Source organism: Olsenella sp. KH3B4 (genome assembly GCA_900111695.1).
GTDB lineage: Bacteria > Actinomycetota > Coriobacteriia > Coriobacteriales > Atopobiaceae > Tractidigestivibacter.
Map to the genome: position 1 here is coordinate 186,793 of FOHD01000005.1, position 25,802 is coordinate 212,594.

Consider the following 25,802-nt stretch of genomic DNA (forward strand, 5'->3'; position numbering starts at 1 on the left):
CGACGCCGCTGCGTCGCGGTGGCTAGTGCGTCTCGTGGTCCCGGAAGATCTTGCCCAGGGCGCGCAGGATCTTTGGGTCTCCGTCTGCCTGCTGGCCGATGGCCACGCCAATGAGCACGAGAAGCACCAGCAGAAGCGTGCGCCAAAAGCCGATGGCCGCCATAACGATTGCAACGATAAGGCCGCAGACACCACCCAGGAAGGCGTTCTCGTGACCGGGAAACGTCCTGCTCACCCAAGCGGAGGCCCTGTTGACCGTGTTCTGGGTGCCCTGGGTGCCGGCCGTCGACTCATGCGGCTCGCTCATTGGCGCGGCGTCTTGCTGGGCACCCGGCACGCCCGACGCCTCGCGCTGCTCGTCCTGGCGCTGGTGCGACTCCTCGGCCTCGACCTTTGCCCGCGGCGCCTTGGTGAACTCGTCGCTCATGGCTAGGCCTCCTCGCCCTTATCGTCGCCGTTATTGTCTGCAGTGCTGCTGTCAGCGGAGACGGACGCACCGTCGTGGCCCACGCCCATGGGAACCGTAATGGCACCGTAGGATGTTACCTGCGGCTCGGGAGTCGGAGCCTCCTCGCTGGGCGGCTCGGCGGCGGGCAGGTAGTCATCCGTCGCATAGTCCGTGGCGGCCGAGGCAGAAGTCTGCGTGGTGCGCACGCTCACGTCACCCGCGGGCATGGCAGCGGCTTCCTTGGGCACCACGAACTCAAGGCTCACGTCCTCGAGCTTGTCTCCGCACACGGCAGTGAGGCCGCGAACCAGCTCCTCGTGGAGTTCCGTGCCTTTCTGGACCACGTCCACGCTCTCGTGCGGCAAGACGCGCACGTGCACGCGAACGTGACCGCGCTTCTTGGCGCTCACAAAGACGCGGTCTGCCGAGCAGGTGCCATCGGCCTCGACCACATGCGTGGCCTGCGACGCAATGGCGTCACGCGAGACCGAGATGGTGCCACCATCGACGGTGGTCACCTCGACGGTGCGCACGCGACGCGAAAAGATCGAGCGGAAGAGCATGACGAGCAGCCCCACAACCGTGATGAGAAGAAGCACCTCAACCACGGTGTAGTACTCCGGAAGCGAGAAGAGCGCCGAGGCCTGGGCGGTCCATGGCCCGAGCCACGTAAGCACGAACGCCGCCAGGCACAAAAGCCCTGCCAGCGAGAAGACAAACATGCAGAAGCGCTTGAAACCACCCATGCGCAACTCCCCTGTCGAGCGCCGTTCCGACGGTTCCCCCGCCGACCTGACAAAGAAGAGCATACCCCTTTGACGGGACGCTAATTGGACCGTCTGGGGTGTGACAGGGATACCCTCACGAAACCTAGTCCGTGAACGTCCTTGCCGTGGGGGTCTGACGCACCTGGAGCGCACCTGCTCCCGCCGCAGTAGTCACCTGGTATTCGATGGTCTCGGTTTCGCCAGGCATGGTGCTCACGGCAAAATAGTGGCCGTCGAGCCCCTCGAGCTGCCCGTTCGTCGCGCGGTCGCTCAGGCCGGAGACCGTCCCGCCCGCAGGGCCAAGCACGATTACGAGGGACACCATGTCGCCCCTGCCGGAGGTCATGTCCGAACCGCCCGTGATGTACTCGGGAGCGGTGGCCGCCTCCTCTTCGGTCATGCGGTTGGTGATCGTGGTAGTCACGTTGTAGGTGGTGGTGCCGTCGCTGTTCGCGGTTGCCGAGCCCACGGTGGTACGCAGGTCCATGTACCAGTCCATCTTCGCCCAGGTGTTGTCGTTCACGTAGACACCGAGCACCGGGTTCGCCGGGTCGCTGTCAAGCTCGCCCGCGACGCCCAACTCCTGCATGACGGCCTCCTCGGAGTCGTCGGCCATCCAAACCTGCAGGCGACGGTCCTCTCCCGACTGCTTGATGAGCTTGGTGAGGTCATCGAGGCTCACGGAGCCGAGCGAGGTCATGAGCTGGTCGAAGCACAGGCCAGCGACCTCGGCGAACATGGCATCCTGCTTCGCACCCTCGGGGTACTTCCAATAGATGTCGGAGAGCAGCACCTGAGCCGCGTTGGTGCCGTCGACCGCCGTTCCGTCGGACGCAACGACCCCGCCCGTCAGGGCGAGGAGGTTCTGCAGGAAGACGGGATCAATCGCGATGACGCCCTCGACCTGCTGGTCGCTGTGTTGGTTCCAGCCGTCGGCGAGGTACTTGCCAGCATGCGAGAAGTCGGGGGTGAAGTTTGCCCAGGAGGCAGCGACGGCGGGAGCCTCGCCGAGAAGCGAGCGCTCCTCGTCGGTGATGTCGATGTTGACGTCGAATCCCTGGCTCAAGGGCGTAGACTCGCCAAGGCTGATGACTCCGTTGCTAACGGTCACGGGGATGCGCGCGCCAGGAAGGCCGCCCGTCGCCCTCAGCTCGGAGTTGTTCTGCGCAACGATGAGGTAGGTGCGCGTACCGTTCGCACCGAGGAGCCCGGGAAGGCTCGGGGCGATCTTCTCGGCGGTCTGTGCTCCCTCATCGGCGGTCGAGAGGAGCTGTTGGGCCTTCTCGACATAGGTGTTCACCTGCGAGACGGAACCGGGCTTGATAGCACTTGCACGCTTGGAGCAGTCCGAGATCGTGGGCGAGACGTCCGAGAGGGCGTTGACCAGGCTCTGGATGGCGTCCACATCCACCTTGCCGTTGGAGAGCAGCGAGGACATCGAGACGTCCGAGAGGCTCTGCGCCATGGGGACGAGGACCTTGGCGCCCATGTCGTCCGCGATGCCTGCAAGCTGCTGCGCGTTTCTCACGTCCTGGCCAACCACGGGCAGGTTGGCGGCGAATCCCCAGAGGGCGCCGCTCGTCTCCTTGTGCATGTCGGAGGCCGCGCTGGCAAACGAGTTGGCGTTGTTGAGGAGCGCCTCGCCGTCCCCAGAGGTGAGATTGTCCTTCATGGACGAGGCGGTTGAGGATACCACCTTGGCGTCTGCCTGAACGGCCTGGGCAGAGCGGTAGAGGAGGAAGCCGCAGGCACCAATGGCAGCGACAAGGGCGAGGACCACCACGAGCACGACCCTGCCGGGGTGGTGGCGCCTGGCCTGTTTGCGCCCACGCCCAGTCTGCCGACTAGGGCCGTCGAGGTAGACGTTCATCGCCGGCACGGGCTCGGGAGGCTCGACGTGGGGCGCGCCCTGGTCGCCCGCGAAGCCAAACGTCTGGCCTGCGTCCGAGAGCTGCTGGGTAGCCCCAAAGCCAGAGGAATCGGGCCGCATGTCGGACTGCAACGGACGGGAGTCCTTCTCGTCCTCATTGCCCCTCGGGCCCACCGGCTTGGCGAAGTGTGCTCCACGCGGACTGTCTGACATCTGCTGTCCCCCCATACGAAAGCCGGCCATGTCCTTGTCCTTGGCTGGCAAGCCGTAGTCTGATGCTATTGCCTTTCAGGTATTCTCGCATACGTTTTAACGATACGCGCAGGAGGAGATGTCCGAGACCACCGGTGACAAAAGTCCAGATAACTGGCATGTGGAAGGGAAATCGGCACGGCTCCTTAGACCCATGGGCTACACCAGAGTGATACCACGTGGAGCGGCGCCGTCACGCAATCGCACCCAAATCTGTGACCCAACGCGGGCCGGCCGCATCAGAGAGCACCTTGCCAACGGAGGCAGGACCGGAGAGCTCCGCCCCCATACCGCAGCTCGCCAGCAGGAGCCTACTTGATTACGTTGCCATTCTCGTCGTACTTGTAGAAGCCCTCGCCCACCGCAATACCGGTCTTACCTGCATCGACGTAGCTCTTGAGCAGTGCGACCATCTTGCCAGCCGGAGTGGAGGAATCATCTGCGCCAGGCTCCATGGAAATAATCTTGAGCGCCAACGGCAGGCCGACCTTGTCAATCTTGCGGAACGGGGTCTGGTCGGGACGGGCACCAGTGTCAAGCTCCCAGCACAGGTCGACCGTGGCAGGATCCGTCACGCCCGAGGCGACGAGATACATTGCCGCCTTGAACCATGGGATGAGAAGCGTGTTGAGGATGTAGCCGGGCTGCTCCTTGTTGAGTTTGAGGGGAACCATGCCGATGGCATAGGAGAACTGCTCGGCAAGCTTGAAGGACTCGTCGCTGGTGCGGCCGTGGCGCATGAGCTCCGTGAGGTTGTTGCGCCAGATCTGGTTGGCAAAGTGCAGCGTCATGTAGCGGTCGGGGCGGCCAGTCGCGTCGGCGAAGGTGCTTGGCAGGAAGGTCGACGAGTCGGTGAGCAGCAGGGTCTTCTCGGGCATGATGCCCGCGATCTTCTCGTAGAAGCCACGCTTCTGGGCGGGGTCCTCGTTGATGCACTCGATGACGACATCGGCGTCCGAGAATGCCTCCTCCGCGCTGGTAGTAAGGTGAATGTGCGAGAGGCGTTCCTCGGCCTGGGTCTTGAGCTGGTCGATCTGCTCGTCAGTGAGGTCCCTGTCGTCCGAGAGTCCGCGGCAGTACTCGCCACGGTCGGCCTTCCAGGCATCGAGCTCGCCAAGAATCTGCCTGCGCACGGACTCCAGCCTGGGCTTTGCGCGGTCGATGGAGCCTTCGCTCCGCAGCCACACGGTTGTCTCGAAGCCCTTGTACGACACCATCGAGGAGATCTGGCTGCCCTCGGTGCCGCAACCTGCAACGGTTACCTTCTTTACATCTTTGATATCCATGCCCCGCTGGTCCCTTCAGTAAGGTACTACGTTTAACCTACGTGTACGTTATGCTCCAGGCAGATAAGAAAGTGAAGTAGAAATACGTAGGCGGCGCCGGAGGAGACATAGGGGAGACATAGGGACAGTCCCTTTGTCTCATGCGCGTCTCGCCCTGCCCTTATCGCAGCTTCACCCCGAGAAGCCCCGCAAGGTCAGGCAACTGGTCCACTCCCACATACGCGTCGCGAAGCTCGCGAAAAGTGTCACTCACACGGACACCCGCGATGTTGCAGCTCGTGAGGTCGACTCCCGCCAGCCGCGTCTGGAAGAGCTCCGCACGCGAAAGATCGCAGTCCTCGAGCTCAAGACGGCTGCGCAGGCGAAGCCGCGAGAGGGACGCCTCGCGCAGATTGCACCCAGCGAACGAGACGCGCTCGAGCTTGGACTCCGCCAGCCCCACGTACGAGAGGTTGCACCCCACAAATCGGGTGCGCACGAGGACGGACTTGTGGAGGTCCGCACCCACCAGGCGGCAGTCATTGGCCCTCGAGTCCCGCCAGAAGCCGGTGTTTCCTGCAACGTTTGCCAGGTCACAGCCCACAAACGTGCAGCGCTCGAAGCTTGGGCGCTCCAGCTGCGCTGAGGCCAGGACGCACCCGCGAAAGGTACAGTCCTCGAACTCCACGTGCCCGAGGTCTTCTCCGGAGAGGTCCTCCCCCACAAACTCTCGGCCGCGGACATCCCCGTCTGCCTCAGCAACAGCGTCGATCAGGTCGCTCATGCGCTACTCCTCCGGCCACACGAAATCGAAGCTACCAGCCTCGCCGCCGTCGATGAGAAGGTTCTGCCCTGTCATAAAGCGGTTGGTCACACCAACGAAGTAGATCCACTCCGCGATCTCCTCCGGCGTCGCCCAGCGGCGGAGCGGCGTGAGGGCCATGATGCGATTCCACAGGACTGGGTCGTCCATCACCGGGCGGTTGAGCTCGGTCAGGACGCCGCCGGGATCCACGCTGTTGCAGGTGGCCTGTGGCGCCAGCCGCTGCGCGAGGTTCTTGGCATAGGCGAGAACCCCACCCTTCGATGCCGCGTACTCGGGGAACTCGGCACCGGTGTGCCCGCTGGATGAGCCCACCAGCACCACGGCGCGTACCTGCGGCGCAGGCGTGCGGCCGCCCGGCGCAAACGCATAGCGCTCGCACACGTTGATGGTGCCTTTGAGGTTGACGTCGATGTCCGCGCCGCTGTCCTGGACGCCGGCGTTGCTCACCACAACTTGGGGCGCGAGCCCCGCAGGCAGCGCTTCTCGGTCCCGCACGTCGGCAATAACGTGCTGGTACCGGGGGTGCTCGATGGAGGGAGGCTGCACGTCTAGTCCCCACACACGATGTCCGCGGGCAAGGAACAGCTCTGCCGTCGCTCGACCTATGCCGCGCGAGGCGCCCGTCACCAGCACGTCGAGCGAACGCCCGTCAGCGTCCAGCGGCGATGAGACAAAGGGACTGTCACTTTGTCTCATCGCGCAGCCTCGACGGAGTGGAGGCGCAGGTAGTCCTCGCCCACGCCCTCGCGCTCCCAGCTTCGCACCACGTGGAAGCCCACCGGCGAGAGGAACATCTCGCATGCGAGCTCTGCCAGCGCACCCGTGAGCGAGCACATGACAACCTGCGTCCAGGTCCAGCCAAAGAACGCGTGGCTCACGATGGTCGCGAAGACGAAGTTGTCCACAAACTGGCCAACCATCGTGCTCACATAGGAGCGCAGCGCGAAGGAGCCAAAGGTGTTCTTGTGCAGCATGCGGCCGATGCCCTCGTTGAGCAGCGAGTTCACGACAGACGAGCAGAGCATGGCCACCATGGATCCAACTACCACGTACCAGCTCCCGCCAAGCGTGGCGTTGAGCGCATCGTTCACCTGGATGCTGCCCGTGTCGTAGTAGGCGCCCCACATGCCCGGCGTGAGGCTCATGAGCCAGAAGAGCAGGCATACGGCCAGGTTAATTGCCTCGGCAAGCACGCTTACCTTGATGGAGGCGTTGGCGCCAAAGCGCTTGCAAATCATGTCCATGCAGAGGAAGCTCACCCAGCTCACGGTGAAACCGCAGTCAAGCGCCAGCCATGGGAGTGACACCAGCTCCTTGTTTGCGAGGAGGTTCATCACGATGACGCTCACCACAAAGAGGGTAACGGTAGCGCTGGGGATGCTTCGGAGGAGGACCTTGTAGTCCTCAAGGGTTCGCTTGAGCATGCGTTGTCTCCCGGTTTTGGATTTGCAAGCAGGTTTTACCTGGGACTGCTTAGAGGGCCACCCGTGCGGCCGGGAAACATAGTAGCGCACGTGGCGCTGACGTGGGGGGCGAGGCTCGGGCTGGCGTTGTAGCCGGTCCAAGAAAACGTCCGCACCCCAAACCTCCAAAATGGCAGCCCGCGCAAGCGGTCTTGCCGCAATTACGTCCAAAAGTGAGGTTGTGTGGAAATGCGAAACGCCACAAGCGACGTCTACGGGACATCTCCTCTACAGTCCGATGGCTATGCGTGATTGCCATATGGAGTAATGCAGTTACGTTGTTGACGCCACGGCAGTTTGGCAGATTGAGTCCGCCCAAATGGCCCTCTAACCAAGAAAAATAACCCACACATCTTCACTTTTGCACGTAATCTGAGTCGTTCATCTAGCGACCCCCGCACAGCGTCTCCCGCCATATCGGGGACAACCATTACGGGCAACCACAAACCGTCATCACACAATGCCGGAGATCTCTGCGCCAGCAGTGCACCCCCCGGCGCATCCGTCCGAAAGGGCCAGCGCTGGCGGGTGTTTTGTGCTTGCACCGGGGTTAGACTCAAAGCATCACGCCAACCCCGCAACCACTCGGAGGCCTCCATGAAGGCACACGGGTACTTCGCGTTTCTCACCCTCTTCTGTATGGCGATGACCATCATCACCGGCTACGAAATGGGCAAGGACTGCAAGGACTAGGAGTTCGGGGGAGCCGCGCAGGCGTTTTTATCTCGCCGGCCGGTACGATCCCGTCATGCGCTTCCGGCGACGCAGCTGCGCGACAAAGTTCACGAGCAGCACCAGCACACCAGCCGCCGCGCACGCGTAGCTCACGGGCACGAGCCAGAAGTCCTCGTGCAGCATGCCACTCGCGTCCACATAGCTCACCGAGTTTGTGGCCACCACGGCAAGCACAGTCGCAATCACGATGAGCGCCGCACCCACGACAGACATCGCAAGGCTCATGCGCATCCATCTGCCCTCGCTGCCGTCGCGGATGAGCTTGTTGGCCATGTTGTTCTTCTCGCCTGCGTCACGTGTCATGTCTTCTCCTCCCAGGATGAGCTCGTCAAGGGAGACGCCAAACGTCTGGGACAGGGCGATGACGACCTCGATGTCGGGCAGGTTGCGGCCGTTCTCCCAGTTGGAGACCGCCTGCCGCGTCACCCCAAGGCGCGACGCGAACTGCTCCTGCGTGAGGCCCGCGCCGCTGCGCATGGCCTTGACCCTCTCGCCAAATTCCATGAGTTCCTCTCCCTTCCTGGGCACAGCTTCGTCCGGCCAAAGACACCACGCAAGAAAGCATAGCTTGCGCGGCGGCGTGCGACATGACAGCAGAACTGTCGCGGCATCTACCTGCTAGTTTCGCATCCCACCCGCACAAGAAGATGGTGACTCGATGTGCACGCGAGGAATCGCGTAAGCTAGTCCCTCGCACGTTTTCTCGTTGTTAGGAGCACCACCACATGGCCAAGCGCCGCAGTACCAACGCATCCAGCCCCATCATCACTGCCGAGAAGGACCTCCCCACCCGCTTCGAGGACCTCGGCCTCTCCGATCGCGCCCTCGCCGCCGTGAGCGACATGGGCTACGAAGCCCCAACGCCAGTCCAGGCGGCGTCAATCCCCGCCGTTCTCGCAGGCACCGACGTCATGGCTGCTGCGCAGACGGGCACCGGCAAGACGGCCGCCTTCCTGCTCCCCACGCTCGACCGGCTGGGCCACGCACGCCATGGGCAGGGTCCCCTCATGCTCGTCGTCACACCCACGCGTGAGCTCGCCGCCCAGATCGAGGAGGTCGCGACCGCCATCTGCGCGCGCACCGGCCACACGGCAACGGTCCTCGTGGGTGGCGTCTCGTACGAGCCGCAGCGCGCCGCGCTCCACAAGGGATGCGACCTGGTGGTGGCCACGCCGGGACGCCTCATCGACCTCATCAACTCAGGCGACTGCAACCTCTCGCAGGTAGAGACCCTCGTCCTGGACGAGGCGGACCGCATGCTCGACATGGGCTTCCTGCCCGACATGCGCCGCATCGTGTCAAAGACGCCTGCGTCCCGGCAGACCCTGCTCTTCTCGGCAACACTCTCAGATGACGTCCTGGACAACACAAAGTCCCTGGTCAACAACCCCGTACGCATCGAGATTGCGCACAAGGGAACAGCCGCCGAGACAATCGAGCAGTTTGTCCTCCCCATCTCGCACGAGGCCAAGAACGACGCCCTCATCGGAATCCTGCACCGCGAGGGCGCGGAGCGCGTGATCGTCTTTGTGCGCGGCAAGCATCGCGCCGACGCCGTCTGCCGGCGACTGCGCAAAGCCGGCATCGAGTGTGCGCCAATTCACGGCAACCGCAGCCAGAACCAGCGTGCCAGTGCGCTGAGGCGCTTTGCCGACGGCGAGGTGGGCGTGCTGGTGGCAACCGACGTCCTGGCCCGCGGCATCGATATCCCCAACGTGGCCTACGTGGTCAACCTCGACGTTCCCTCGGATGCCGAGGACTACATCCACCGCATTGGCCGCACGGGGCGCGCGGGCGAGTTTGGCTGGGCGCTCACCTTCGCGACGCCCGAGGAGGAGTTCGACCTGCGCGACATCGAGCAGCTCATGGGCAAGAACATCCCCGTGTACCCGCGCGCCCAGGGCATTCCCCTGGGCGAGAACCCGCTGGTACTCGACCCCAACCGCACGCCGGCCGACCGTCTGCCCGGCAAGAAGGAGCGCAAGAAGCTCGTGGACGAGCGCCGCGAGGCGCGCATGGCGCGCACCGCAGAGATCGTAGCGAGCCGCTCCCCGCGCGGGGCGCAGGCGCAGCGCGGGCCAAAGGGAAATCGCCCAGGTGAGAGCCCCATTCCTCCTGAGAAGCCCAAGGCAGGCCGTCGTCGCGGCAAGGCCACCACACAGCAGCGCCCTCACGCAAAGAAGCCGGAAACCGCAGGCAGAGCGGGCAGACCGCAGGGCAGGCGTCATCCTGGCGACCACGGCGGCATGGGCAGGCGCTAAGCCCGCTGCGCGCTTGGGCAGGCGCTTTGATGTCGTGGATTTGCCATAGAAGTTGTGATTACAACAGTTCACTGCTCCTTACTCTCATATCCTGACTTCGACAAACGGCGCCATGCCGCGGATTTCGCTGTCCGCAACATGGCGCACCAGGCCAAACGGCCTGGTCACGAGACCAGGAGCAGCCATGAGCAAGACACTTGACATGAGCAAGAGCGTCCACGACCTCGCCCAGGAGTTCCCCGAGTTCACCCAGGTGATGGTGGACCTCGGCTTCACGGACATTGCCAAGCCGGCCGCGCTCAACACGGTCGGCCGTGTGATGACCGTCCCGCGCGGGTGCTCAATCAAGGGCATTGGCCTCGATGACGCGGTGCGAGCCTTCGAAGCCGCTGGCTTCACCGTTATCGGCGCCAGCAAGCAAGATACCCCGTCTGCGCACGAGAACCCCAGCGAGTCAGAGACGAGCGCCCCTCTCGGCACCAAGGTCGAGGGGCTTGACGAGGCCGGCCGCGCAAAGCTCCTTGAGAGCTACATCGCTCGCCTCTCGTCCGGAGAGTCGCTCGAGAACGTTCGCGCGGACTTTGTCGCCAACTTCAGTGACGTGGATGCCGGCGAGATTGCCCGCGCCGAGCAGGGCCTCATCGAGGGTGGCGCGAAGATCGACGATGTCCAGCGCCTCTGCGACGTCCACTCTGCCCTCTTCCACGGCGCCACCCGCGAGGAGAAGATCGCCAACGCTGAAGAGGCGGTCATGGGCTCGCTCACGCAGGGCGCGGGCGACCTCAACACGCGCTTCCTCACCAACCTCCCCGGACACCCTATGCACGTCTTCTCCCTCGAGAACCGGGCCATCTCCGAGCAGATAGCCCGCACCCGCGCTGCCCTCGGCACCCCCACCGCCGCCGAAGAGCTACGCACCCTCTCCCAGCTGGGCATTCACTACGCCAAGAAGGGCGACCTTCTCTACCCCGTGCTCAAGGTGCGTCACGGATACTCCGGCCCCTCAGACGTAATGTGGGGCGTCGACGACGAGATTCGCGCGGAGCTGCGCGCGCTCCTCGGCGCTCGAGAGCAGGACGAGGCCTGGCGAGAGCGTGCCGAGAAGGTCCTCACCCGTGCCGACGAGATGGTCTACAAGGAGGCGAACATCCTTCTGCCCCTGTGCGCCCAGAACTTCTCGGGTGACGAGTGGCTCCAGATGTACGCCGACCTCAAGGGCTATGACCTGTGTCTCATTGAGGACGCAGGCACTTGGGGCGCCGGCGAGGAATACTGCGAGAAGCGCGCGGCGGCGGCCGGCGAGGGCGCGGACAACAAGCCCGTCAGCGCAGACGAGGTGGTCCTCCCCACTGGCAGCATGACCCGCACCCAGCTCGATGCCATGCTCAACACCATTCCGCTGGAGATCACCTTCGTCGACGACAGCGACATCAACCGCTACTGGAACGACGACGGCGAGAAGAAACTCTTCAAGCGTCCGTCCTCCGCACTCGGACGCGAGGTCTGGAGCTGCCACCCGCCCAAGGTGCAGCAGATGGTGCGCCACGTCATCGCCACGCTCAAGAGTGGCGAGCAGGACTCCGTCGACATCTGGATGGAGAAGGAGGGCGAACCCGTGCTGGTGCGCTACATGGCCGTGCGCGACCGCAAGGGCTCCTACGTTGGCACCATGGAGGTGGTCCAGCGCATGGGGTTCGCACGGGATCACTTCAAGGCATAGGGGGAGCGGGGTAACCTCCGCGCGTCACAAGATAACGAATCAAACCAAAAGGAGAACCGCATGAATGAGATCCAGAACGAGCTTACCGGAGCCGCCGTTGCCCTCGGCGCAACCATCACCGCGGCAATGGACGACGCGCCCGGCTTCGTCCCCTGCGGGACCCCCGCGCAGGTCGTAATCGACGCCCTTGTTGCCGCTGGTGCCGCCGAGCCCGCCGCCAGCCTGCCGCAGCAGGTCGCGCAGGTGCGCGGCTTCGTCGAGCACGTCTCCGGTCACCGCGGAGTGCCCGCCCACGCCGGGACAGACGTCACCGCCCTCTCCCCCGCCGGCAAGCAGCTTCTCGACGCGCTCCTCGCCTTTGCCGCCAGCGCAAACGCCGAGACCCTCTCGGCCGACGCCACCTCCTGGCTCTATCGCTCGCTTGCCGCCCTCGAGAGCGGAGACGACGACAAGGTGACAGAGCAGCTCTCCGCTGCGCCGCACTGCTAGGCGCTGTCTTTCGCGCGAAGCTTGCAATTCAGGCGGGCCCGGGCCACTCCCGGGCCCGCATTTTTCCTTCTTCGATAGTTCGCGGAAGAATCCGTCCCGGAAGGCCGCCTCTCACCGAAACCAGGGCCGAAACCGGACCCGAGAAGTGCGAATCCGCGTGCTGACTGCATAAAAGTGCTCTATCGGACGAGGAGCTCGCTCACGCCGGAGCCTTCGCGTTGCAGGCCAAACACCTGAATAGGTTGGCGAGTCTTGCAGCAATCCCCTAGATGTTGCGCTTTCAACCATATGACCCACAACTTCTAGGATATATTGCTAGTATTCTGATAGCATATATCCCAGAAGAGCCGGCCACCAGGATTCGGCCATGCGAGGGCGACGCTTGCAAGACCAGCGCTAAGCCCGTCACGAACAAGCACAACACGGCGGCGACATCGCCGCAGAACGGGGTCAACATGCAGGTCACCAAGCGAGACGGGCGCACAGAGTCCTACGACAGAAGCAAGATTATCCGCGCAATGGAGAAGGCGCTCACCGAGGTCTCTGACCCGGCTGCACACGACGAGAGCGCCCTCGAAACGCTGCTCGCACGCGTGGAAGAAGCCCTCGCTGTCACCGGCGCAACCGAAGTGGAGCAGATCCAGGACCTGGTCGAGCGGGCGCTCATGGAGACTGGCCACTACGATGCCGCCAAGGCGTACATCCTCTACCGGCATCGTCGCGCAGAGCTGCGGAGCGCACGCCGAGCAATCTGCTCGCTGGCGCTCTCGGAGCCAGGAGGCCAGTCTAACCTCGAGCTGCAGAAAGCCGCCAGCGAGCTTGATGCCGTTCTCGTCAGCATCTCGCGTGACTTTAATCCCGAGGTCTATCCGCCCTCGGCACTCGCAGCCAAGTTCCAGGGCTTCGCCAAGCCCTCCATGGCCGTCGCCGAGCGCGAAGACGCCCTGGTACATGCCGCCATAGAACTCACGACGCCCGAGACTCCAGATTGGGAGCTCATCGCCGGCCGCCTCCTCTCCTTTGTCGCAGCGCATCGCCTTGCCAAGGAAGAGCGAGCCCGCGGCCTGGGTTCCTTCTACGACAAGATTCGCTACCTCACCGACCAGGGTCTCTATGGCAGCTACATCCTCGAACACTACTCGCGCGAGGAGATTGACCAAGCGGCATCCTGGATCGATCCCACACGTGACCAGCTTCTCGACTACCCTGGCCTTGACCTGCTGCTCAAGCGATATGTCATATGCAGCCACGACCACGTGCCCCTCGAGTCTCCGCAGGAGATGTTCATGGGCATCGCGCTGCACCTTGCCCTGCGTGAGCGCCGCGAGGCGCGCATGCGTTGGGTCCGGCGCTTCTACGACATGCTCAGCCGGCTCGAGGTCACCATGGCGACGCCCACCATGTCGAACGCGCGCAAGCCGCACCATCAGCTCTCAAGTTGCTTCATCGACACCGTGCCCGACAGCCTCGAGGGCATCTATCGTAGCGTGGACAACTTTGCCATGGTCTCAAAGTTTGGTGGCGGCATGGGCATGTACCTGGGCAAAGTTCGCGCCAAAGGCGGCAGCATCCGCGGATTCGAGGGTGCGGCGGGCGGCGTGGTGCGCTGGATCCGCGTGATCAACGACACCGCCGTCGCCGTTGACCAGCTCGGCGTCCGCGCGGGCGCCGTGGCGGTCTACCTGGACGCCTGGCACCGCGACCTACCGGAGTTCCTGCAGCTACGCACCAACAACGGCGATGACCGCATGAAGGCGCACGACGTCTTTCCGGCCGTCTGCTACCCCGACCTGTTCTGGCGCATGGCCGAGCAGGACCTCGACCAGCCCTGGCACCTCATGTGTCCCCACGACATCCTCACGGTGAAGGGCTATGCGCTGGAGGACTACTTCGGCGAGGAATGGGAGCGCCGCTACCTCGAGTGCGTCGCCGACCCGCGCATCCCCAAGCGCACCGTCACCGTGAAGGACATCGTGCGCCTGGTGCTGCGCAGTGCCGTCGAGACGGGCACGCCGTTCGCCTTCATGCGCGACACCGTGAACCGCGCGAACCCCAACCCGCACGCAGGCGTGATCTACTGCTCCAACCTCTGCACCGAAATCGCCCAGAACACAAGCGAAATCCAGAGCGTGTCGCAGGAGGTCGTGACCACAGACGGCGACACCGTCGTCGTGACCACCACGCGCCCCGGTGACTTTGTGGTGTGCAACCTCGCGAGCCTCTCGCTCGGGCGCCTGCCCGTCGAGGACGACGCCTACCTGGCCCGCACCGTAGAGACGGCCGTGCGCGCCCTGGACAACGTGATCGACCTCAACTTCTACGCCCTCCCCTACGCCAAGGTGACCAACCGCCGCTACCGCTCGGTTGGCCTCGGCGTCTCGGGCTACCACCACATGCTGGCCAAGCGCGGCATCATGTGGGAGAGCGAGGAGCACCTGCGCTTTGCCGACGACGTCTTCGAGCGCATCAACCGTCACGCCATCGAGGCCTCCTGCCAGCTGGCCGAGGAACGCGGGGCATACGAGAAGTTCGCGGGTTCCGACTGGCAGACCGGCGCGTACTTCGAGAAGCGCGGCTACACGTCCCCAAGCTGGCACGCGCTCGCCGAGCGCGTGGCCACCCACGGTATGCGAAACGCGTACCTTCTCGCCGTTGCCCCCACCAGCTCGACCTCCATCATCGCCGGCACAACGGCCGGGCTCGACCCCGTGATGCGCAAGTTCTTCCTGGAGGAGAAGAAGGGCTCCATGCTGCCGCGCGTGGCGCCCGAGCTCTCGCCCAAGACCTGGTGGTACTACAAGCCGGCGCACATGATCGACCAGACGTGGAGCATGCGCGCCGCGGGCGTGCGCCAGCGCCATATCGACCAGGCGCAGTCGGTGAACCTCTACATCACCAACGAGTACACCATGCGACAGGTACTGGGCCTCTACCTCGAAGCGTGGCGCAACGGCGTCAAGACCGTCTACTACGTGCGCAGCAAGTCGCTCGAGGTCGAGGAGTGCGAGAGCTGCTCCAGCTAGCCGCGCCGCGCGCCCCCACGCCGCGCCCCACCCCACACGCCACACGAAAGGACCCCCATGCAGCAAGCAAACGGCACGCGCCTCTCGCCCAAGGCGCTCTTCAACCCCAACGGCGACACTGACGTGCGCGCAAGGCGCCTCATCGGCGGCAACACCACCAACCTCAACGACTTCAACAACGTGAAGTATGCCTGGACTTCGGACTGGTACCGACAGGCCATGAACAACTTCTGGATCCCCGAGGAGATCAACCTCTCGCAGGACGTTAAGGACTACCCCAACCTCCTGCCTGCGGAACGGGCCGCGTACGACAAGATCCTCTCGTTTCTCGTCTTTCTCGACTCGCTCCAGACCGCGAACCTCCCCAACGTGGGCGAGTTCATCACGGCAAACGAGGTCAACCTGTGCCTGCACATCCAGACCTTCCAGGAGTGCGTGCACTCGCAGAGCTACTCGTACATGCTGGACACGATCTGCAGCCCCGAGCAGCGCAACGACATTCTCTACCAGTGGAAGACCGACAAGCACCTGCTGGCGAGAAACACGTTCATCGGCAACCTCTACAACGAGTTCCAGAAGCACCAGGATGCGCCGACGCTGCTGCGCGTGATGATGGCGAACTTCATCCTCGAAGGCGTGTACTTCTACTCGGGCTTCATGTTCTTCTACAACCTGGCGAGAAACGGCAAGATGCCCGGCAGCGCCCAGGAGATCCGCTACATCAACCGCGACGAGAACACCCACCTGTGGCTCTTCCGCAACATGATCCTGGAGCTGCAACGAGAGGAACCGCAGCTCTTCACCGAGGAGGCCGTGGCCGATCTGCGAGCCATGCTCGAGGAGGGCGTGCGGCAGGAGATTGCCTGGGGCCGGTACGTGATTGGCGAGAGCATCCCCGGTCTCACGGGACAGCAGGTAAGCGACTACATCCACTACCTGGGGAACCTTCGCTGGAGTTCGCTCGGGATGGGGCAGCTCTACCCGGAGTTTGCCGAGGAGCCGGCGGACATGGCCTGGGTCTCGCAGTACAGCAACGCCAACATGGTGAAGACGGACTTCTTCGAGGCGCGCTCGACCGCCTACGCAAAGTCGACCGCCCTGGTGGACGACCTGTAGGAGCGCGGGCGATTGCGGCGCGCCCTCAGCTACCATGGGGGCGGGCAGGCAAGCAAAGGAGAGGCATGTCAGCAGAGAAGCACGCCAAGACAAAGACGCACGTCATACTCCGCCGCATCGCGCTGGGGCTGCTCGCGGCGCTCGCGGTTGCCGTGGTTGCGTTTCTCGTCTACGCAAGCACGTACTCGCGGGCAACCTCGCGCGCCCAGGCGGCGCTTGGCGGAAGCGATGCCGTCCGTGTGACCGCCACCCAAAACGGTTACCTTTTTGATGGGCCGGGAACACAAGACGCACTGGTCTTCTACCCCGGCGGCAAGGTCCAGTGCGAGGCGTACGCGGCCCAGCTGGAGGCCATTGCCGAGAGGGGCACCGATGTCTTTCTCGTGCGCATGCCACTCAACTTTGCGTTTCTTAACATGAATGCCGCAGATGCCATTATCGACAGCAACGACTACCACTACGACCACTGGTACGTGGGCGGGCACTCGCTTGGCGGTGCGATGGCGGCCGTCTACGCCGCCGACCACACCGCCAAGCTTGACGGCCTGGTGGTTCTCGCCGCGTACCCCACCAAGAGCCTGCGTGCGCCGGGCTTTAGGATGCTCTCCGTCTATGGCTCCGAGGACGGCCAGGTAGACAAGCTGCAGTCGCACGCTGACCTGCGGCCAGACGACTATTCGGAGCTGGTCATTGAGGGTGGCAATCATGCACAGTTTGGCGACTACGGAGCGCAAGACGGGGACGGCACCGCGACCATAAGCACGGAGGAGCAGCAGGAGCTCGCCGCGGATGCCGTGGCCTCGTTCACGCAGCAGGGCGAGTAGGGCCGGTGCGAGAAGGGCGCGCGCGAGAAGTCCCCTACCGTCGCGCCCGACCCTGTAGCGCCAGCATCACAACGCCGAGCAGCGCAATGGCCACGCCGCTTATGCCAAACCAGGCATTCACGCCGAGCGCCTCTGCCACCGGAGAGGCAATCGCCAGCCCGATGGGCGTTGACACCATCGAGACAATCTGGAACGCCGAGAAGGCCCGGCCGAGCTTCTCGGGCGCGATGCTCTTCTGCATGTACGCCACAATGGGCACGTCGTAGCAGGTCGCGGTTGCCCCCATTGCACCGCAGAGCACCGCAAACGCCACCCATCCGCCAAAGCTCTGGGGCAGGAGGCCGGAGGCAATGCACGTCGCGCCCAGCGCGGCCGTTGCCATGAAAGATGCGCGTACCTCGTCCTTGATGTTAGCCTTTGCAACCGCAATGCCCGCCACCAGCATGCCGAGCGCCCAGCTCATCTCGACAAGACTTCCCTCAAAGGCCCCAAGCCCAAAGTAGTTGCTGGTCATGAGCGGATAGAAGGACGAAAGCGGCATAAAGAAGACCATGAACACGAGAAAAGAGACAATGACCTGCGTAAGCACGCGGTCTTCCAAGAAGACCGCAAGGCCATCCCTAAGCTCGCGGACGGGATGGAGCTTGGGGCGCTCCCCCTCCGCGCGGTGATCGCTCACGGGAACAACGCCCAGCGTAATGGCGGCGACAAGCGCGCCAACAAGATCCGTCACCAGGATGACCGGCAGTGGAAGCGCCGCAAACAGCAGGCCGCCAACAACAGGCCCCAGGACGTACGAGGCGCTGCTTATGGCCTGCGACATGCCACCGGCCTCAACAAGGGACTCGGCCGGGACAATCTGCGGGACCATTGCCTGCATCGCGGGGGCCTGGAACGAGGTCGCTGCCGCACGGGCGGCGAGAAGCGCGATCACCGCCGCGACCGAGATTCCCCACGCGCCCATAGCCAGCGCAAACGCCGACGCCATGATGCCGGCGGCGAGGTCGGCCGCAATGCAGACGCGCTTTCGGTTGTGGCGATCGGCCACGATGCCTGCTGCCGGCGAGAGGAGCGCGCCGGGGAGGAAGGCCGCCAGGCCCGCAAGTCCCATCGCGGCAGGCGACGCGGTTTCCTGCGCGAGGTACCAGATCAGCGCAAACTGTACGGCCGAGCTTCCCACCTGAGAGACGGCCTGCCCCGCCAGGATGGTGTAGTACGGGCGCCGCCATGCAGCGTTGGGTGCCGTGCTTCCCTGCGGCGCATTGGTTGTCTGCTCGTCCACGTTGCGGCTCCGTTCCTCTCGCCAAAGCGGTAAAGGGGCGAGACTATAACACTCGTGTTGCCGGGTGTCCAGGGCGCTCATCGGGCGCGCGGCGGGCGCTTGTCGGCGTACCATATGACCGTTAGGCAACGTAACGCTTGGGGGACACATGAGTGATTTCACACTGGAGGAGCGCGGACAGAAGATCATCGACGCTTGTCTGGACGAGAAGAGCGCGAGCCCCTATGTGGTCTTCCGTGACGTTGCGCACAGCGACTTTGTCCGCATGCACGGACCCGAGCACCACGTTCTGGATGGCGCGGCCGTGCTCACTGCGTACCGCAACGCCGGCGGTGACGTTGACCTCCCCGCGGCACTCTCCGAGCTCATGCCGCGCGGCCTGCGGATGCCAGGCGCCATGTGCGGCCGCTGGGGCGTGTGCGGTGCCACGGCATCTGTGGGCGCGGCACTCTCGATCCTTGAGGGAACCGGTCCTCTCACGAACGACGACTCGTGGGGCAGCCACATGGTGTACACGTCCCGCGCGCTTGAGGCCCTCTCGCGAATCGGCGGACCGCGCTGCTGCAAGCGCGACGCGTACGTCTCGCTGGAAACCGCCGTCGACTACATTCGCGAACGCTTTGGCGTGCGCCTCGAAAAAGGCGACATCAACTGCGAGTTCCACCAGCAGAACTCCCAGTGCCTTGGCGAGAGGTGCCCGTTCTATCCCAATCACTGAGACATCACGGGCGTGCGCTCGTGGCCTCTTACTACGCAAGATCCTTGCGTCGCGCGTCGTGGTTCTCGGCGCTCGGTTCGTGCACGTTTCGCCCGTTTCGGGTAGCCTGTGATACGCGAGCTGCAGCTCCGCGCACCGGCGCAAGCCGGGGCGAGAAGCCCGCGTCAACCTTCCACTAGGCAACCTCAAAACGGATGAGGCGAGAAGATGCACATACCCGAGAACTACCTCAGCCCTTCCACCTGCGGGGTCATGGGAGTCGTGATGGTGCCGGTGTGGCTGCACGCCGCCCGCAAGGTTCGCGAGACCGTCCCACGCGAGAAGGTCCCCCTGCTGGGGGTAGCCGCGGCGTTCAGCTTCCTCGCCATGATGTTCAACGTGCCAATCCCCGGCGGCACCACCGGCCACGCCGTGTGCGGGACCCTTGTGGCGATACTCTTCGGCCCCTGGGCGGCGGTGCTCTCGATATCCATCGCCCTCGTTATCCAGGCCGTCCTCTTTGGCGACGGAGGCATTCTCGCCCTGGGCGCCAACTGCTTCAACATGGCATTCGTGCTGCCCATGGTTGGCTACGGCATATACGTGCTGGTCATGCGCGCCTTCGCGAGCAGGTCGTCCGCCGGTGGGTCCCAGGCGCACCAGGGTCGGGCGCAGGCACCAGCGCTCGAGCTTGTCGCTGCCGGCATAGGGTCGTACGTGGGCATCAACGCTGCCGCCCTGTGCGCGGCCATCGAGTTTGGCATCCAGCCGCTGCTCTTCTTGAACGCGGCGGGACAGGCCCTGTACTGCCCCTACCCGCTGTGGGTCTCCATTCCCGCCATGCTCGCCGGGCACCTTACGGTGGCCGGCGCCGCCGAGGCAATCTTCACGGTGGGGATTCTCGCCTACGTGAGGAAGGTTGCTCCCTCCTTTGGAGCGGGCAGCGCGCTTGCCACCGCCGGCAGCTCCGCGAACGGTGCCACCCTCCCCCAGTCCCAGGTGCGCAGGGCTCGCGCGGGTCTCGCCGCACTGCTGGTCGCGCTCGTTGTCCTCACGCCGCTGGGGCTTCTCGCCACGGGCGACGCCTGGGGCGAATGGGCAACCGAGGACATCGCCGAGAGCGTCGGCTACACCCCCGCGGGCATGGCCACAGGCTGGGAGTGGAGCTCGCTTCTGCCGGACTACTCGCTTGGCGCCCTGCCCGACTGGGCCGGCTACGTGCTCTCAGCCGTCATTGGAGTCGCTCTGCTCGTCATTGTGTTTCGCGCGATAGCCGCCGGGATGAAGTCGAAGGTGGACTTTGGAACAAGGTAGCGACAGGCCATCACCAAGCGGCGCACCAACGCCGGCGAGCCCCCTTCCCACCTGGCTCGCCCAGCCGGAGGCATATAAGCCCGCCTCCGACCGCGACGGCTTTGTGCAGAAGAGCCTGCTTTCGCTTACCGGGGTGCTGTCGCGCCTGCGCATCGACGACGGGCAGACCACGCCCTTCTCGCCCTCGGCACCCGTGAAGCTCGCCTGCGGCCTCGCGCTCATCCTCATGACGTCGCTCAGCTCCAACTTTGCGTTCACGCTGGTGATGGCGGCGGCAGTGCTGCTGAGGATGGCTGCCCTGCCGTCCAAGGCGCTACGCCGTGCCGTCGGCGTTTCGTTCACCGCGGCCGGCGTGAGCGCCTTGGTCATGCTTCCTGCGTTTCTCGTTGGCCAGCCACAATCGGCGCTGCTCGTGGGGACAAAGGTGCTGGTTTGCGTGGGGGTTGCCATGGTTGTCGCGCTCTCGACGCCCGTCCACCAGCTGACGGGGGCCCTCCGCACCTACCACGTCTCGAACCTGGTGATCATGACCTTCGAGCTTGCGCTCAAGAGCATCGTGACGCTGGGCAGCGTTGCCACCGAGGTTCTGCGCGCGCTTGACCTGCGCAGCGTTGGCAAGAACCGCGAGAAGGGCGCCTCCATGGGCGGCGTGGGCGGCGTGACGTTCCTCAAGGCCAACAAGGCGGCGCGCACAACCGCCGACGCCATGCGCTGCCGCGGGTTCGAGGGCGAGTACCGCGCCGTCCCGCGCGACATCTACAAGCGCGTCGACATCGCCTGGATCCTTGCGGTGGCGGCTGTTTGCGTCCTTTTCGTCTACCTGCAGGGGGTGGCCTAGCATGGTCCATACCTCAACGCACCCGCAGTCGCTACATCATCCCCAGCACGAGAGCTCCCACCCCTTGATGGAGTTCCGCGACTTCTGCTTTGCGTACGAGGATCGCCCCGTCCTCTCGCACATCGACCTCACCATTGACGCCGGCGACTCCGTCGTCCTCATGGGCGACAACGGCTCTGGCAAGTCGACGCTGCTCAAGGCTATGTGCGGGCTCGTCTTTCCCCAGGAGGGCAGCTACCTCTTTGACGGCAGGGTCGTGGACAGCGCAAGCATGCACAACCCCGCGTTCTCCAAGTCGCTGCACCAGCGGGTGGGGTTCATCTTCCAGGACTCGGACTCCCAGCTCTTCTGCGCAAGCGTCGAGGAGGAGATTGCCTTTGGGCCGCGCCAGATGCAGTTCGACGAGGCCGAGGTGAGCCGCCGCGTGGACGACGTGTGCCAGCTCCTGGGCATCGAACACCTACGCAGCCGCGCTCCCTACAACCTCTCGGGCGGCGAGCAGAAGAAGGTGGCCATAGCCTGCGTGCTCTCCATGAACCCCGACGCCTACTGCTTTGACGAGCCGCTCAACGGCCTTGACCAGCGCACGCGTGAGTGGCTGCTGGGCTTTCTGCGCCAGCTCAAGGGCGCGGGCAAGACGCTCGTGGTGGCGACGCACGACCAGTCCCTTGCCGACGAGGTCGCCGACTACTTTGTGTACTTTGGCGACTACCATGGCTATGAGGACCGTCCCCACATTCACCTCAACCGCTAGCGGAAGGCGGCATTATGAACGACTTTGTTTTCCAGTCCCCCACGCGCTTCGTGTTTGGCCGTGGCTACGCCGATAAGATTGGCGAGGAGGTCGCCGCCCTTGGGGCAAAGCGCGTCCTTCTGGTGTACGGCGGCGGCTCTGTGGTGAGGACGGGTCTTCTCGCCCGCGTGACCGCATCGCTCGACGCCGCCGGCGTCACTTACGTGGAGCTTTCCGGCGTGCGCCCCAACCCCGAGGTTGGCCTGGTGCGCAAGGGCATCGAGGTCGCACGCGCCGAGAAGGTCGACCTCATCCTTGCCGTGGGCGGCGGCTCTGTGATCGACTGCTCGAAGGCAATCGCGTTTGGCACCCCCTACCAGGGCGATGTTTGGGATTTCTTCTCGAAGAAGGCAACCATTGGCGCCTGCCTGCCGGTGGCATGCGTGCTCACCATCCCCGCCGCGGGCTCCGAGGCCTCGGCCTCCTGCGTCATTAGCAACGACGCACTCAACCTCAAGCGCGGCGTGAACGGCGACGCCTTTCGTCCGCGCGTGGCCGTCCTCGACCCCGAGGTCACCTTCACGCTGCCGCAGTACCAGACGGCGGCGGGCGCGGTGGACATCATCTGCCACATCTGCGAGCGCTTCTTTAGCGGCGCAGGTCCTGTTCCCGTGACCGACAACATCGCCTGCGGCATCATCCGCGCGGTGATCGACGCCGCCAACACCGTGGTTGAGAAGCCCGACGACTACAACGCGCGCGCAACGATCATGTGGTCGGGCACGCTCGCCCACAACGACCTCTGCGGGTGCGGGCGCTCCTCCGCGCCGGAGAAGCGCGCCGGCGGCTGGGAGAGCCACGGCCTGGAGCACGAGATCTCCGCGCACCGCCCCGAGGTCACGCACGGCGCTGGCCTGGCCGTGATTCTCCCCGCCTGGATGCGCTACGTGTGGCGCTCGAACCCGGAGCGCTTCCTTGCCTTTGCGCAAGGCGTCTTTGACGTGGAGCCGGTGGACGAGACGGACGAGGCAACCGAGGACGCCATCACCTTTGCCATCGACGAGCTTCAGCGCTTCTTTGTGGGACTGGGCATGCCGCGCACGCTGGACGACCTTGGGCTTGCCCCGGAGGAGGTCGACGGCTGGCTGGAGACCCTGCGCCAGAACAAGGGCGAGCGCTTCGGTGAGCTTAGGCCGCTTACCATGGACGACGCACGCGCAATCTACCTCTCGGCGTTCTAGGGGCACCGGGGCGCGCCGTGGTACTCCCGGCGCGTCTTAGCGAACCCCCTCGTAGTGCGTCCACATCCGTACGACCCTCACGACACCGTCGTACCGCACACCGTCCCTATCGACGGGCTCGCGTTGCACGGAGTAGACAAAGCGGTGCTGAAGGCTGATTCTCCTCGAGTAGAGACCGGAAAGGCTTCCTACCAGCGCCTCGTATGCGGGTGGCGTACCAAAGGGGTTCTCGCGAACCACCTCCACAAGCGCCTTAGCCTTCTCGTCGAGCCCGGCCGCCTTCAACCTCTTGGCATCCTTCGCAGCCTGGCGGGTGAACTCTACATGCCACATGGCGTTACCAGTCGAGGTCGGACTCGGAGACGCAGTTCTCCTCCGGCTCGTCACGCCCCTCGATGAGCGACTCGGCCATGCCGGGGATACCCATGAGGTAGAGAGTCTCCTCTATTGACGCCCACTCGTCCTCGCCGACGAGCACCGCGCCCTTTCCCCTGTTGTTCGTGATGGCTATGGGAGTGCAGTCCTCGTTGACGCGGTCAATGGTGTTGTAGAGGTCCTTGCGGAGAGCAGTTGCGCTGATGGATGTCATAGAATGCCTCCCCCGTGTTTTCAGAGCGTACGCTTTAACGTACGGAATTATACCCGAGAAGTACGGAGGCAAGTAGAGCGCCAGCCTCGCTACGCGTTCTTCTCGACAAACCGACGCCAGCAGGCGTTTGCCTCGGCAGCCACGCGCTCCTCGTCGATGCCCAGCAGGTGACCGTTCTTCATCACGGACTTGCCGGCGACAATCGTGCGATCCACGGGCCCGCGCCAGCCCACAACGGCCAGCACCGCCTTGGGATCCTTCGGGGCACCCGTGAGTCCCAGCCTGTTGGCGTCGATCACGGAGGGCCGCTGGAATCCCATGCGCTTGTCTTGCTGAGGGGATTGTAGCGCTCCGGGGCGCCCCTTCGCCCGATGGGTTCTGTTGCAACCGCAACACAGAGAGCCCCGCATGCCCGCACTCCCAAGGGCCATTGCACAAAAATCGACATTAGGGCAAAGTAACGGTACGAACGTCCGGGGCCACGCCCGATAGCCCCCTGCACGGGGGTGTCTTGCGGGCAGCCATGGAAGCCATGGCGATTCGTCGGCTCAAGCGTTGTGCCCCCCGGAGAACATCGCTTTTTCTTAAAGAACAATCGCATTTGCCCAGTTGGGCGAAACCGGATTTAAGAAAAAAGAGCTATTCTCCGCGAGGTCGCCGGGCATGGGGGGCACAACGCGGGGCACAGCGGGCTCGCAGCCCGCTGGAATTCCTAGCGCTACTTGAACAGCCGAATATCGTCGACGAGAAGTGCGAAGTAGGGATGCGAGTTCGCGCGTGCCTCCCCGGCAACCAGAAAGAGCGCGAACCTGCCGTCGTAGTCAAAGTGTCTTTCGTGCGAGAAATCAAGCGCTCCAGTGGCGCAAGCGGCAATCGCGGACTCGCTTTTGACCTCGCCGCCCTCGTTGTCGAGGCTCAGCCCAATGGTCTGGAGTGCCTGGTCAATGATGCACTCCTGACCCTTGGCATTGAGAAACTCCTGCCCCTCTAGCTCGTGGAACTCCTTTGATAGCTTCAGAGAGAGATTGGGACACATGAAGAAATCCTGATCGTCGAGGGGACGAGTCTGGGTGCTGTCGGCACGCTTTGCCTGGTCAAGCATATTTGCCCACATCTCCGAGAAGGAGCCTCCCCTCGGCGAGCGAACAAGCACGACGCTGTCCCCCTCTTTGGTCTGCAGACTCACCGCGTGATGCTGCCTGTCCTTGTAGTAAAGGGGTTTCACCTGCTGCCGCATCTTACGGCTAAGGCGTCGGTCCGGGTCGTCCGCCTCAAAGTAGGTGACGCATGCGTCCCCGTCTCCCCAAGGCTCGTCTTCGCAAACTCCAAACGGCACAGGAAACGAGAACTTGCGATACAGCATGCAATAGAAAAGCAACGAGGTCATACCCGGAGAAGGCTCCGACCAGTCGATCTGATCGAGAACCTCGCTCGATTGGCCAAAGAGACGCCTGACCTCGGTTTCTATCTCTCTTCTCGCCCGATTGTTCTTTGGTCCGGAATAGGCATAGAAGTGATCTTTGGGCAAAGCACCCCTCCCAAGCCTGCTAGCATTGAGTGCTCTGACCAGCTCGTTTGTACCCACAAGCGGGTTCAGCGGACCGCCGCCACAAAGCGTTTCCAGCATGTTGTCCCAGCAGACCTGCATGGTAGCGCACCACACCGCTGACCCGCGAACCGCCTGCACATCCGACGCAACGACCTCAATGCCCCTGCCCGCATTGCCACCTGCACTCGTCATTCGTGGTCACCTTTCTCGTTAGCGCACGCAAACGCGATCTCTTCCCCATCCCACGCAAGCGGCAGCCCCGCATAGACCGTCATGCTCCAGCTATAGCCATCAAGCACGGGATCCTCGGGCTCAAACGGCTCTGTCCAGGTGTCCGCATGGGTCGCCAGCACCGCGGACAAGAGCTTCTCGGCAGCCGCGCCCTCAAGGGTCCGGCGCTGGTCTACCGCGCGATCGGCACTTCGGGCAATCACGTCCACCGCCCCGTTCCGCCTCCAGATCACGACGACCGGGCGCTCGCCGATACGGAAAAAACGAGT

The 25,802-nt window shown here is 64.1% G+C and carries 26 protein-coding genes; 12 read left to right on the forward strand and 14 right to left on the reverse strand.

What is annotated here, in order from left to right:
• Window positions 1-22 precede the first annotated feature (22 nt).
• The 7 genes from BMX94_RS06430 to BMX94_RS06460 form a co-directional block, all read right to left on the reverse strand.
• Window positions 23-427, reverse strand: a complete 405-nt coding sequence (locus BMX94_RS06430) for a DUF2273 domain-containing protein (protein ID WP_286160046.1) — start codon at window positions 425-427, stop codon at window positions 23-25.
• Window positions 428-429: 2 nt separating this feature from the next.
• On the reverse strand, window positions 430-1,194 hold the full coding sequence (gene amaP, locus BMX94_RS06435; protein ID WP_091004926.1) for an alkaline shock response membrane anchor protein AmaP: 765 nt from the start codon (window positions 1,192-1,194) through the stop codon (window positions 430-432).
• 124 nt (window positions 1,195-1,318) lie between these two features.
• Window positions 1,319-3,298 (reverse strand): DUF4012 domain-containing protein, encoded by a 1,980-nt coding sequence (locus BMX94_RS06440; RefSeq protein ID WP_177171355.1) that lies wholly within the window; start codon window positions 3,296-3,298, stop codon window positions 1,319-1,321.
• A gap of 350 nt (window positions 3,299-3,648) precedes the next feature.
• Entirely contained in the window at window positions 3,649-4,623 is a 975-nt protein-coding gene (locus BMX94_RS06445; protein ID WP_091004929.1) for a 3-hydroxyacyl-CoA dehydrogenase, read from the reverse strand.
• A 160-nt stretch (window positions 4,624-4,783) separates the two neighbouring features.
• A complete protein-coding gene (locus BMX94_RS06450; protein WP_091004931.1) occupies window positions 4,784-5,386 on the reverse strand; it encodes a pentapeptide repeat-containing protein in 603 nt (200 codons plus the stop codon).
• A 3-nt stretch (window positions 5,387-5,389) separates the two neighbouring features.
• Entirely contained in the window at window positions 5,390-6,124 is a 735-nt protein-coding gene (locus BMX94_RS06455) for an SDR family NAD(P)-dependent oxidoreductase (protein WP_091004934.1), read from the reverse strand.
• A complete protein-coding gene (locus tag BMX94_RS06460; RefSeq protein WP_091004936.1) occupies window positions 6,121-6,852 on the reverse strand; it encodes a VUT family protein in 732 nt (243 codons plus the stop codon). Before BMX94_RS06460 ends, BMX94_RS06455 begins: the two co-directional genes overlap by 4 nt.
• A gap of 636 nt (window positions 6,853-7,488) precedes the next feature.
• Between BMX94_RS06460 and BMX94_RS10745 the strand changes: the two genes are divergently transcribed.
• Window positions 7,489-7,584, forward strand: a complete 96-nt coding sequence (locus tag BMX94_RS10745) for a DUF6219 family protein (protein WP_286160047.1) — start codon at window positions 7,489-7,491, stop codon at window positions 7,582-7,584.
• 27 nt (window positions 7,585-7,611) lie between these two features.
• Here the strand turns inward: BMX94_RS10745 and BMX94_RS06465 are convergent, their stop codons facing one another.
• Window positions 7,612-8,130 carry a helix-turn-helix domain-containing protein gene (locus BMX94_RS06465; RefSeq protein WP_091004938.1) on the reverse strand — a complete coding sequence of 173 codons (519 nt, stop codon included), beginning with the start codon at window positions 8,128-8,130 and terminating at the stop codon, window positions 7,612-7,614.
• Window positions 8,131-8,351: 221 nt separating this feature from the next.
• Here BMX94_RS06465 and BMX94_RS06470 point away from each other — a divergent pair, with 221 nt between their 5' ends.
• From BMX94_RS06470 to BMX94_RS06495, 6 genes are all read left to right on the forward strand, one after another.
• Window positions 8,352-9,887: a DEAD/DEAH box helicase gene (locus tag BMX94_RS06470; protein WP_091004940.1), complete on the forward strand. Its 1,536-nt coding sequence runs from the start codon at window positions 8,352-8,354 to the stop codon at window positions 9,885-9,887.
• 184 nt (window positions 9,888-10,071) lie between these two features.
• Window positions 10,072-11,607 carry a DUF438 domain-containing protein gene (locus BMX94_RS06475; protein WP_091004942.1) on the forward strand — a complete coding sequence of 512 codons (1,536 nt, stop codon included), beginning with the start codon at window positions 10,072-10,074 and terminating at the stop codon, window positions 11,605-11,607.
• Between the two features lie 60 nt (window positions 11,608-11,667).
• Complete coding sequence (locus BMX94_RS06480; protein WP_091004944.1) at window positions 11,668-12,096, forward strand: hypothetical protein; 429 nt, start codon at window positions 11,668-11,670, stop codon at window positions 12,094-12,096.
• A gap of 455 nt (window positions 12,097-12,551) precedes the next feature.
• Window positions 12,552-15,119: a ribonucleoside-diphosphate reductase subunit alpha gene (locus BMX94_RS06485; RefSeq protein WP_091004946.1), complete on the forward strand. Its 2,568-nt coding sequence runs from the start codon at window positions 12,552-12,554 to the stop codon at window positions 15,117-15,119.
• Between the two features lie 57 nt (window positions 15,120-15,176).
• Complete coding sequence (locus tag BMX94_RS06490) at window positions 15,177-16,235, forward strand: ribonucleotide-diphosphate reductase subunit beta (RefSeq protein WP_091004948.1); 1,059 nt, start codon at window positions 15,177-15,179, stop codon at window positions 16,233-16,235.
• A 65-nt stretch (window positions 16,236-16,300) separates the two neighbouring features.
• Window positions 16,301-17,059, forward strand: a complete 759-nt coding sequence (locus tag BMX94_RS06495) for an alpha/beta fold hydrolase (protein WP_091004950.1) — start codon at window positions 16,301-16,303, stop codon at window positions 17,057-17,059.
• Window positions 17,060-17,093: 34 nt separating this feature from the next.
• Here the strand turns inward: BMX94_RS06495 and BMX94_RS06500 are convergent, their stop codons facing one another.
• A complete protein-coding gene (locus BMX94_RS06500) occupies window positions 17,094-18,341 on the reverse strand; it encodes an MFS transporter (RefSeq protein ID WP_177171356.1) in 1,248 nt (415 codons plus the stop codon).
• Between the two features lie 148 nt (window positions 18,342-18,489).
• Between BMX94_RS06500 and BMX94_RS06505 the strand changes: the two genes are divergently transcribed.
• The 5 genes from BMX94_RS06505 to BMX94_RS06525 all read left to right on the forward strand — a co-directional run bounded on the left by BMX94_RS06505 (window position 18,490) and on the right by BMX94_RS06525 (window position 23,164).
• Complete coding sequence (locus BMX94_RS06505) at window positions 18,490-19,059, forward strand: DUF5714 domain-containing protein (protein ID WP_091005022.1); 570 nt, start codon at window positions 18,490-18,492, stop codon at window positions 19,057-19,059.
• Window positions 19,060-19,266: 207 nt separating this feature from the next.
• The gene (gene cbiM / locus BMX94_RS06510) at window positions 19,267-20,352 is read left to right on the forward strand and encodes a cobalt transporter CbiM (RefSeq protein WP_091004954.1); all 1,086 of its coding nucleotides are present in this window, start codon (window positions 19,267-19,269) and stop codon (window positions 20,350-20,352) included.
• The gene (locus tag BMX94_RS06515; RefSeq protein ID WP_143052282.1) at window positions 20,339-21,190 is read left to right on the forward strand and encodes an energy-coupling factor transporter transmembrane component T; all 852 of its coding nucleotides are present in this window, start codon (window positions 20,339-20,341) and stop codon (window positions 21,188-21,190) included. Before cbiM ends, BMX94_RS06515 begins: the two co-directional genes overlap by 14 nt.
• A gap of 1 nt (window position 21,191) precedes the next feature.
• Window positions 21,192-21,944 (forward strand): energy-coupling factor ABC transporter ATP-binding protein, encoded by a 753-nt coding sequence (locus tag BMX94_RS06520; protein WP_218138467.1) that lies wholly within the window; start codon window positions 21,192-21,194, stop codon window positions 21,942-21,944.
• Between the two features lie 14 nt (window positions 21,945-21,958).
• Window positions 21,959-23,164, forward strand: a complete 1,206-nt coding sequence (locus BMX94_RS06525) for an iron-containing alcohol dehydrogenase (protein ID WP_091004960.1) — start codon at window positions 21,959-21,961, stop codon at window positions 23,162-23,164.
• Between the two features lie 36 nt (window positions 23,165-23,200).
• Here BMX94_RS06525 and BMX94_RS06530 read toward each other — a convergent pair whose 3' ends face one another.
• The 5 genes from BMX94_RS06530 to BMX94_RS06550 form a co-directional block, all read right to left on the reverse strand.
• On the reverse strand, window positions 23,201-23,497 hold the full coding sequence (locus BMX94_RS06530; protein WP_091004962.1) for a Txe/YoeB family addiction module toxin: 297 nt from the start codon (window positions 23,495-23,497) through the stop codon (window positions 23,201-23,203).
• Between the two features lie 4 nt (window positions 23,498-23,501).
• Window positions 23,502-23,753, reverse strand: a complete 252-nt coding sequence (locus BMX94_RS06535) for a type II toxin-antitoxin system Phd/YefM family antitoxin (protein WP_091004964.1) — start codon at window positions 23,751-23,753, stop codon at window positions 23,502-23,504.
• Between the two features lie 89 nt (window positions 23,754-23,842).
• Window positions 23,843-24,073 carry a hypothetical protein gene (locus BMX94_RS06540; RefSeq protein WP_091004965.1) on the reverse strand — a complete coding sequence of 77 codons (231 nt, stop codon included), beginning with the start codon at window positions 24,071-24,073 and terminating at the stop codon, window positions 23,843-23,845.
• A 398-nt stretch (window positions 24,074-24,471) separates the two neighbouring features.
• Window positions 24,472-25,494 carry a hypothetical protein gene (locus BMX94_RS06545; protein WP_091004967.1) on the reverse strand — a complete coding sequence of 341 codons (1,023 nt, stop codon included), beginning with the start codon at window positions 25,492-25,494 and terminating at the stop codon, window positions 24,472-24,474.
• Window positions 25,491-25,736, reverse strand: coding sequence for a hypothetical protein (locus BMX94_RS06550; protein ID WP_143052283.1), 246 nt, complete (start codon window positions 25,734-25,736; stop codon window positions 25,491-25,493). Before BMX94_RS06550 ends, BMX94_RS06545 begins: the two co-directional genes overlap by 4 nt.
• Window positions 25,737-25,802 lie beyond the last annotated feature (66 nt).

Bases quoted from the DNA above. Each gene is read 5' to 3' on its own strand.
- BMX94_RS06430 (WP_286160046.1), bottom strand. From the start codon at position 427: ATGAGCGACGAGTTCACCAAGGCGCCGCGGGCAAAGGTCGAGGCCGAG.
- amaP (WP_091004926.1), bottom strand. From the start codon at position 1,194: ATGGGTGGTTTCAAGCGCTTCTGCATGTTTGTCTTCTCGCTGGCAGGG.
- BMX94_RS06440 (WP_177171355.1), bottom strand. From the start codon at position 3,298: ATGTCAGACAGTCCGCGTGGAGCACACTTCGCCAAGCCGGTGGGCCCG.
- BMX94_RS06445 (WP_091004929.1), bottom strand. From the start codon at position 4,623: ATGGATATCAAAGATGTAAAGAAGGTAACCGTTGCAGGTTGCGGCACC.
- BMX94_RS06450 (WP_091004931.1), bottom strand. From the start codon at position 5,386: ATGAGCGACCTGATCGACGCTGTTGCTGAGGCAGACGGGGATGTCCGC.
- BMX94_RS06455 (WP_091004934.1), bottom strand. From the start codon at position 6,124: ATGAGACAAAGTGACAGTCCCTTTGTCTCATCGCCGCTGGACGCTGAC.
- BMX94_RS06460 (WP_091004936.1), bottom strand. From the start codon at position 6,852: ATGCTCAAGCGAACCCTTGAGGACTACAAGGTCCTCCTCCGAAGCATC.
- BMX94_RS10745 (WP_286160047.1), top strand. From the start codon at position 7,489: ATGAAGGCACACGGGTACTTCGCGTTTCTCACCCTCTTCTGTATGGCG.
- BMX94_RS06465 (WP_091004938.1), bottom strand. From the start codon at position 8,130: ATGGAATTTGGCGAGAGGGTCAAGGCCATGCGCAGCGGCGCGGGCCTC.
- BMX94_RS06470 (WP_091004940.1), top strand. From the start codon at position 8,352: ATGGCCAAGCGCCGCAGTACCAACGCATCCAGCCCCATCATCACTGCC.
- BMX94_RS06475 (WP_091004942.1), top strand. From the start codon at position 10,072: ATGAGCAAGACACTTGACATGAGCAAGAGCGTCCACGACCTCGCCCAG.
- BMX94_RS06480 (WP_091004944.1), top strand. From the start codon at position 11,668: ATGAATGAGATCCAGAACGAGCTTACCGGAGCCGCCGTTGCCCTCGGC.
- BMX94_RS06485 (WP_091004946.1), top strand. From the start codon at position 12,552: ATGCAGGTCACCAAGCGAGACGGGCGCACAGAGTCCTACGACAGAAGC.
- BMX94_RS06490 (WP_091004948.1), top strand. From the start codon at position 15,177: ATGCAGCAAGCAAACGGCACGCGCCTCTCGCCCAAGGCGCTCTTCAAC.
- BMX94_RS06495 (WP_091004950.1), top strand. From the start codon at position 16,301: ATGTCAGCAGAGAAGCACGCCAAGACAAAGACGCACGTCATACTCCGC.
- BMX94_RS06505 (WP_091005022.1), top strand. From the start codon at position 18,490: ATGAGTGATTTCACACTGGAGGAGCGCGGACAGAAGATCATCGACGCT.
- cbiM (WP_091004954.1), top strand. From the start codon at position 19,267: ATGCACATACCCGAGAACTACCTCAGCCCTTCCACCTGCGGGGTCATG.
- BMX94_RS06520 (WP_218138467.1), top strand. From the start codon at position 21,192: ATGGTCCATACCTCAACGCACCCGCAGTCGCTACATCATCCCCAGCAC.
- BMX94_RS06525 (WP_091004960.1), top strand. From the start codon at position 21,959: ATGAACGACTTTGTTTTCCAGTCCCCCACGCGCTTCGTGTTTGGCCGT.
- BMX94_RS06530 (WP_091004962.1), bottom strand. From the start codon at position 23,497: ATGTGGCATGTAGAGTTCACCCGCCAGGCTGCGAAGGATGCCAAGAGG.
- BMX94_RS06535 (WP_091004964.1), bottom strand. From the start codon at position 23,753: ATGACATCCATCAGCGCAACTGCTCTCCGCAAGGACCTCTACAACACC.
- BMX94_RS06540 (WP_091004965.1), bottom strand. From the start codon at position 24,073: ATGGGATTCCAGCGGCCCTCCGTGATCGACGCCAACAGGCTGGGACTC.
- BMX94_RS06545 (WP_091004967.1), bottom strand. From the start codon at position 25,494: ATGACGAGTGCAGGTGGCAATGCGGGCAGGGGCATTGAGGTCGTTGCG.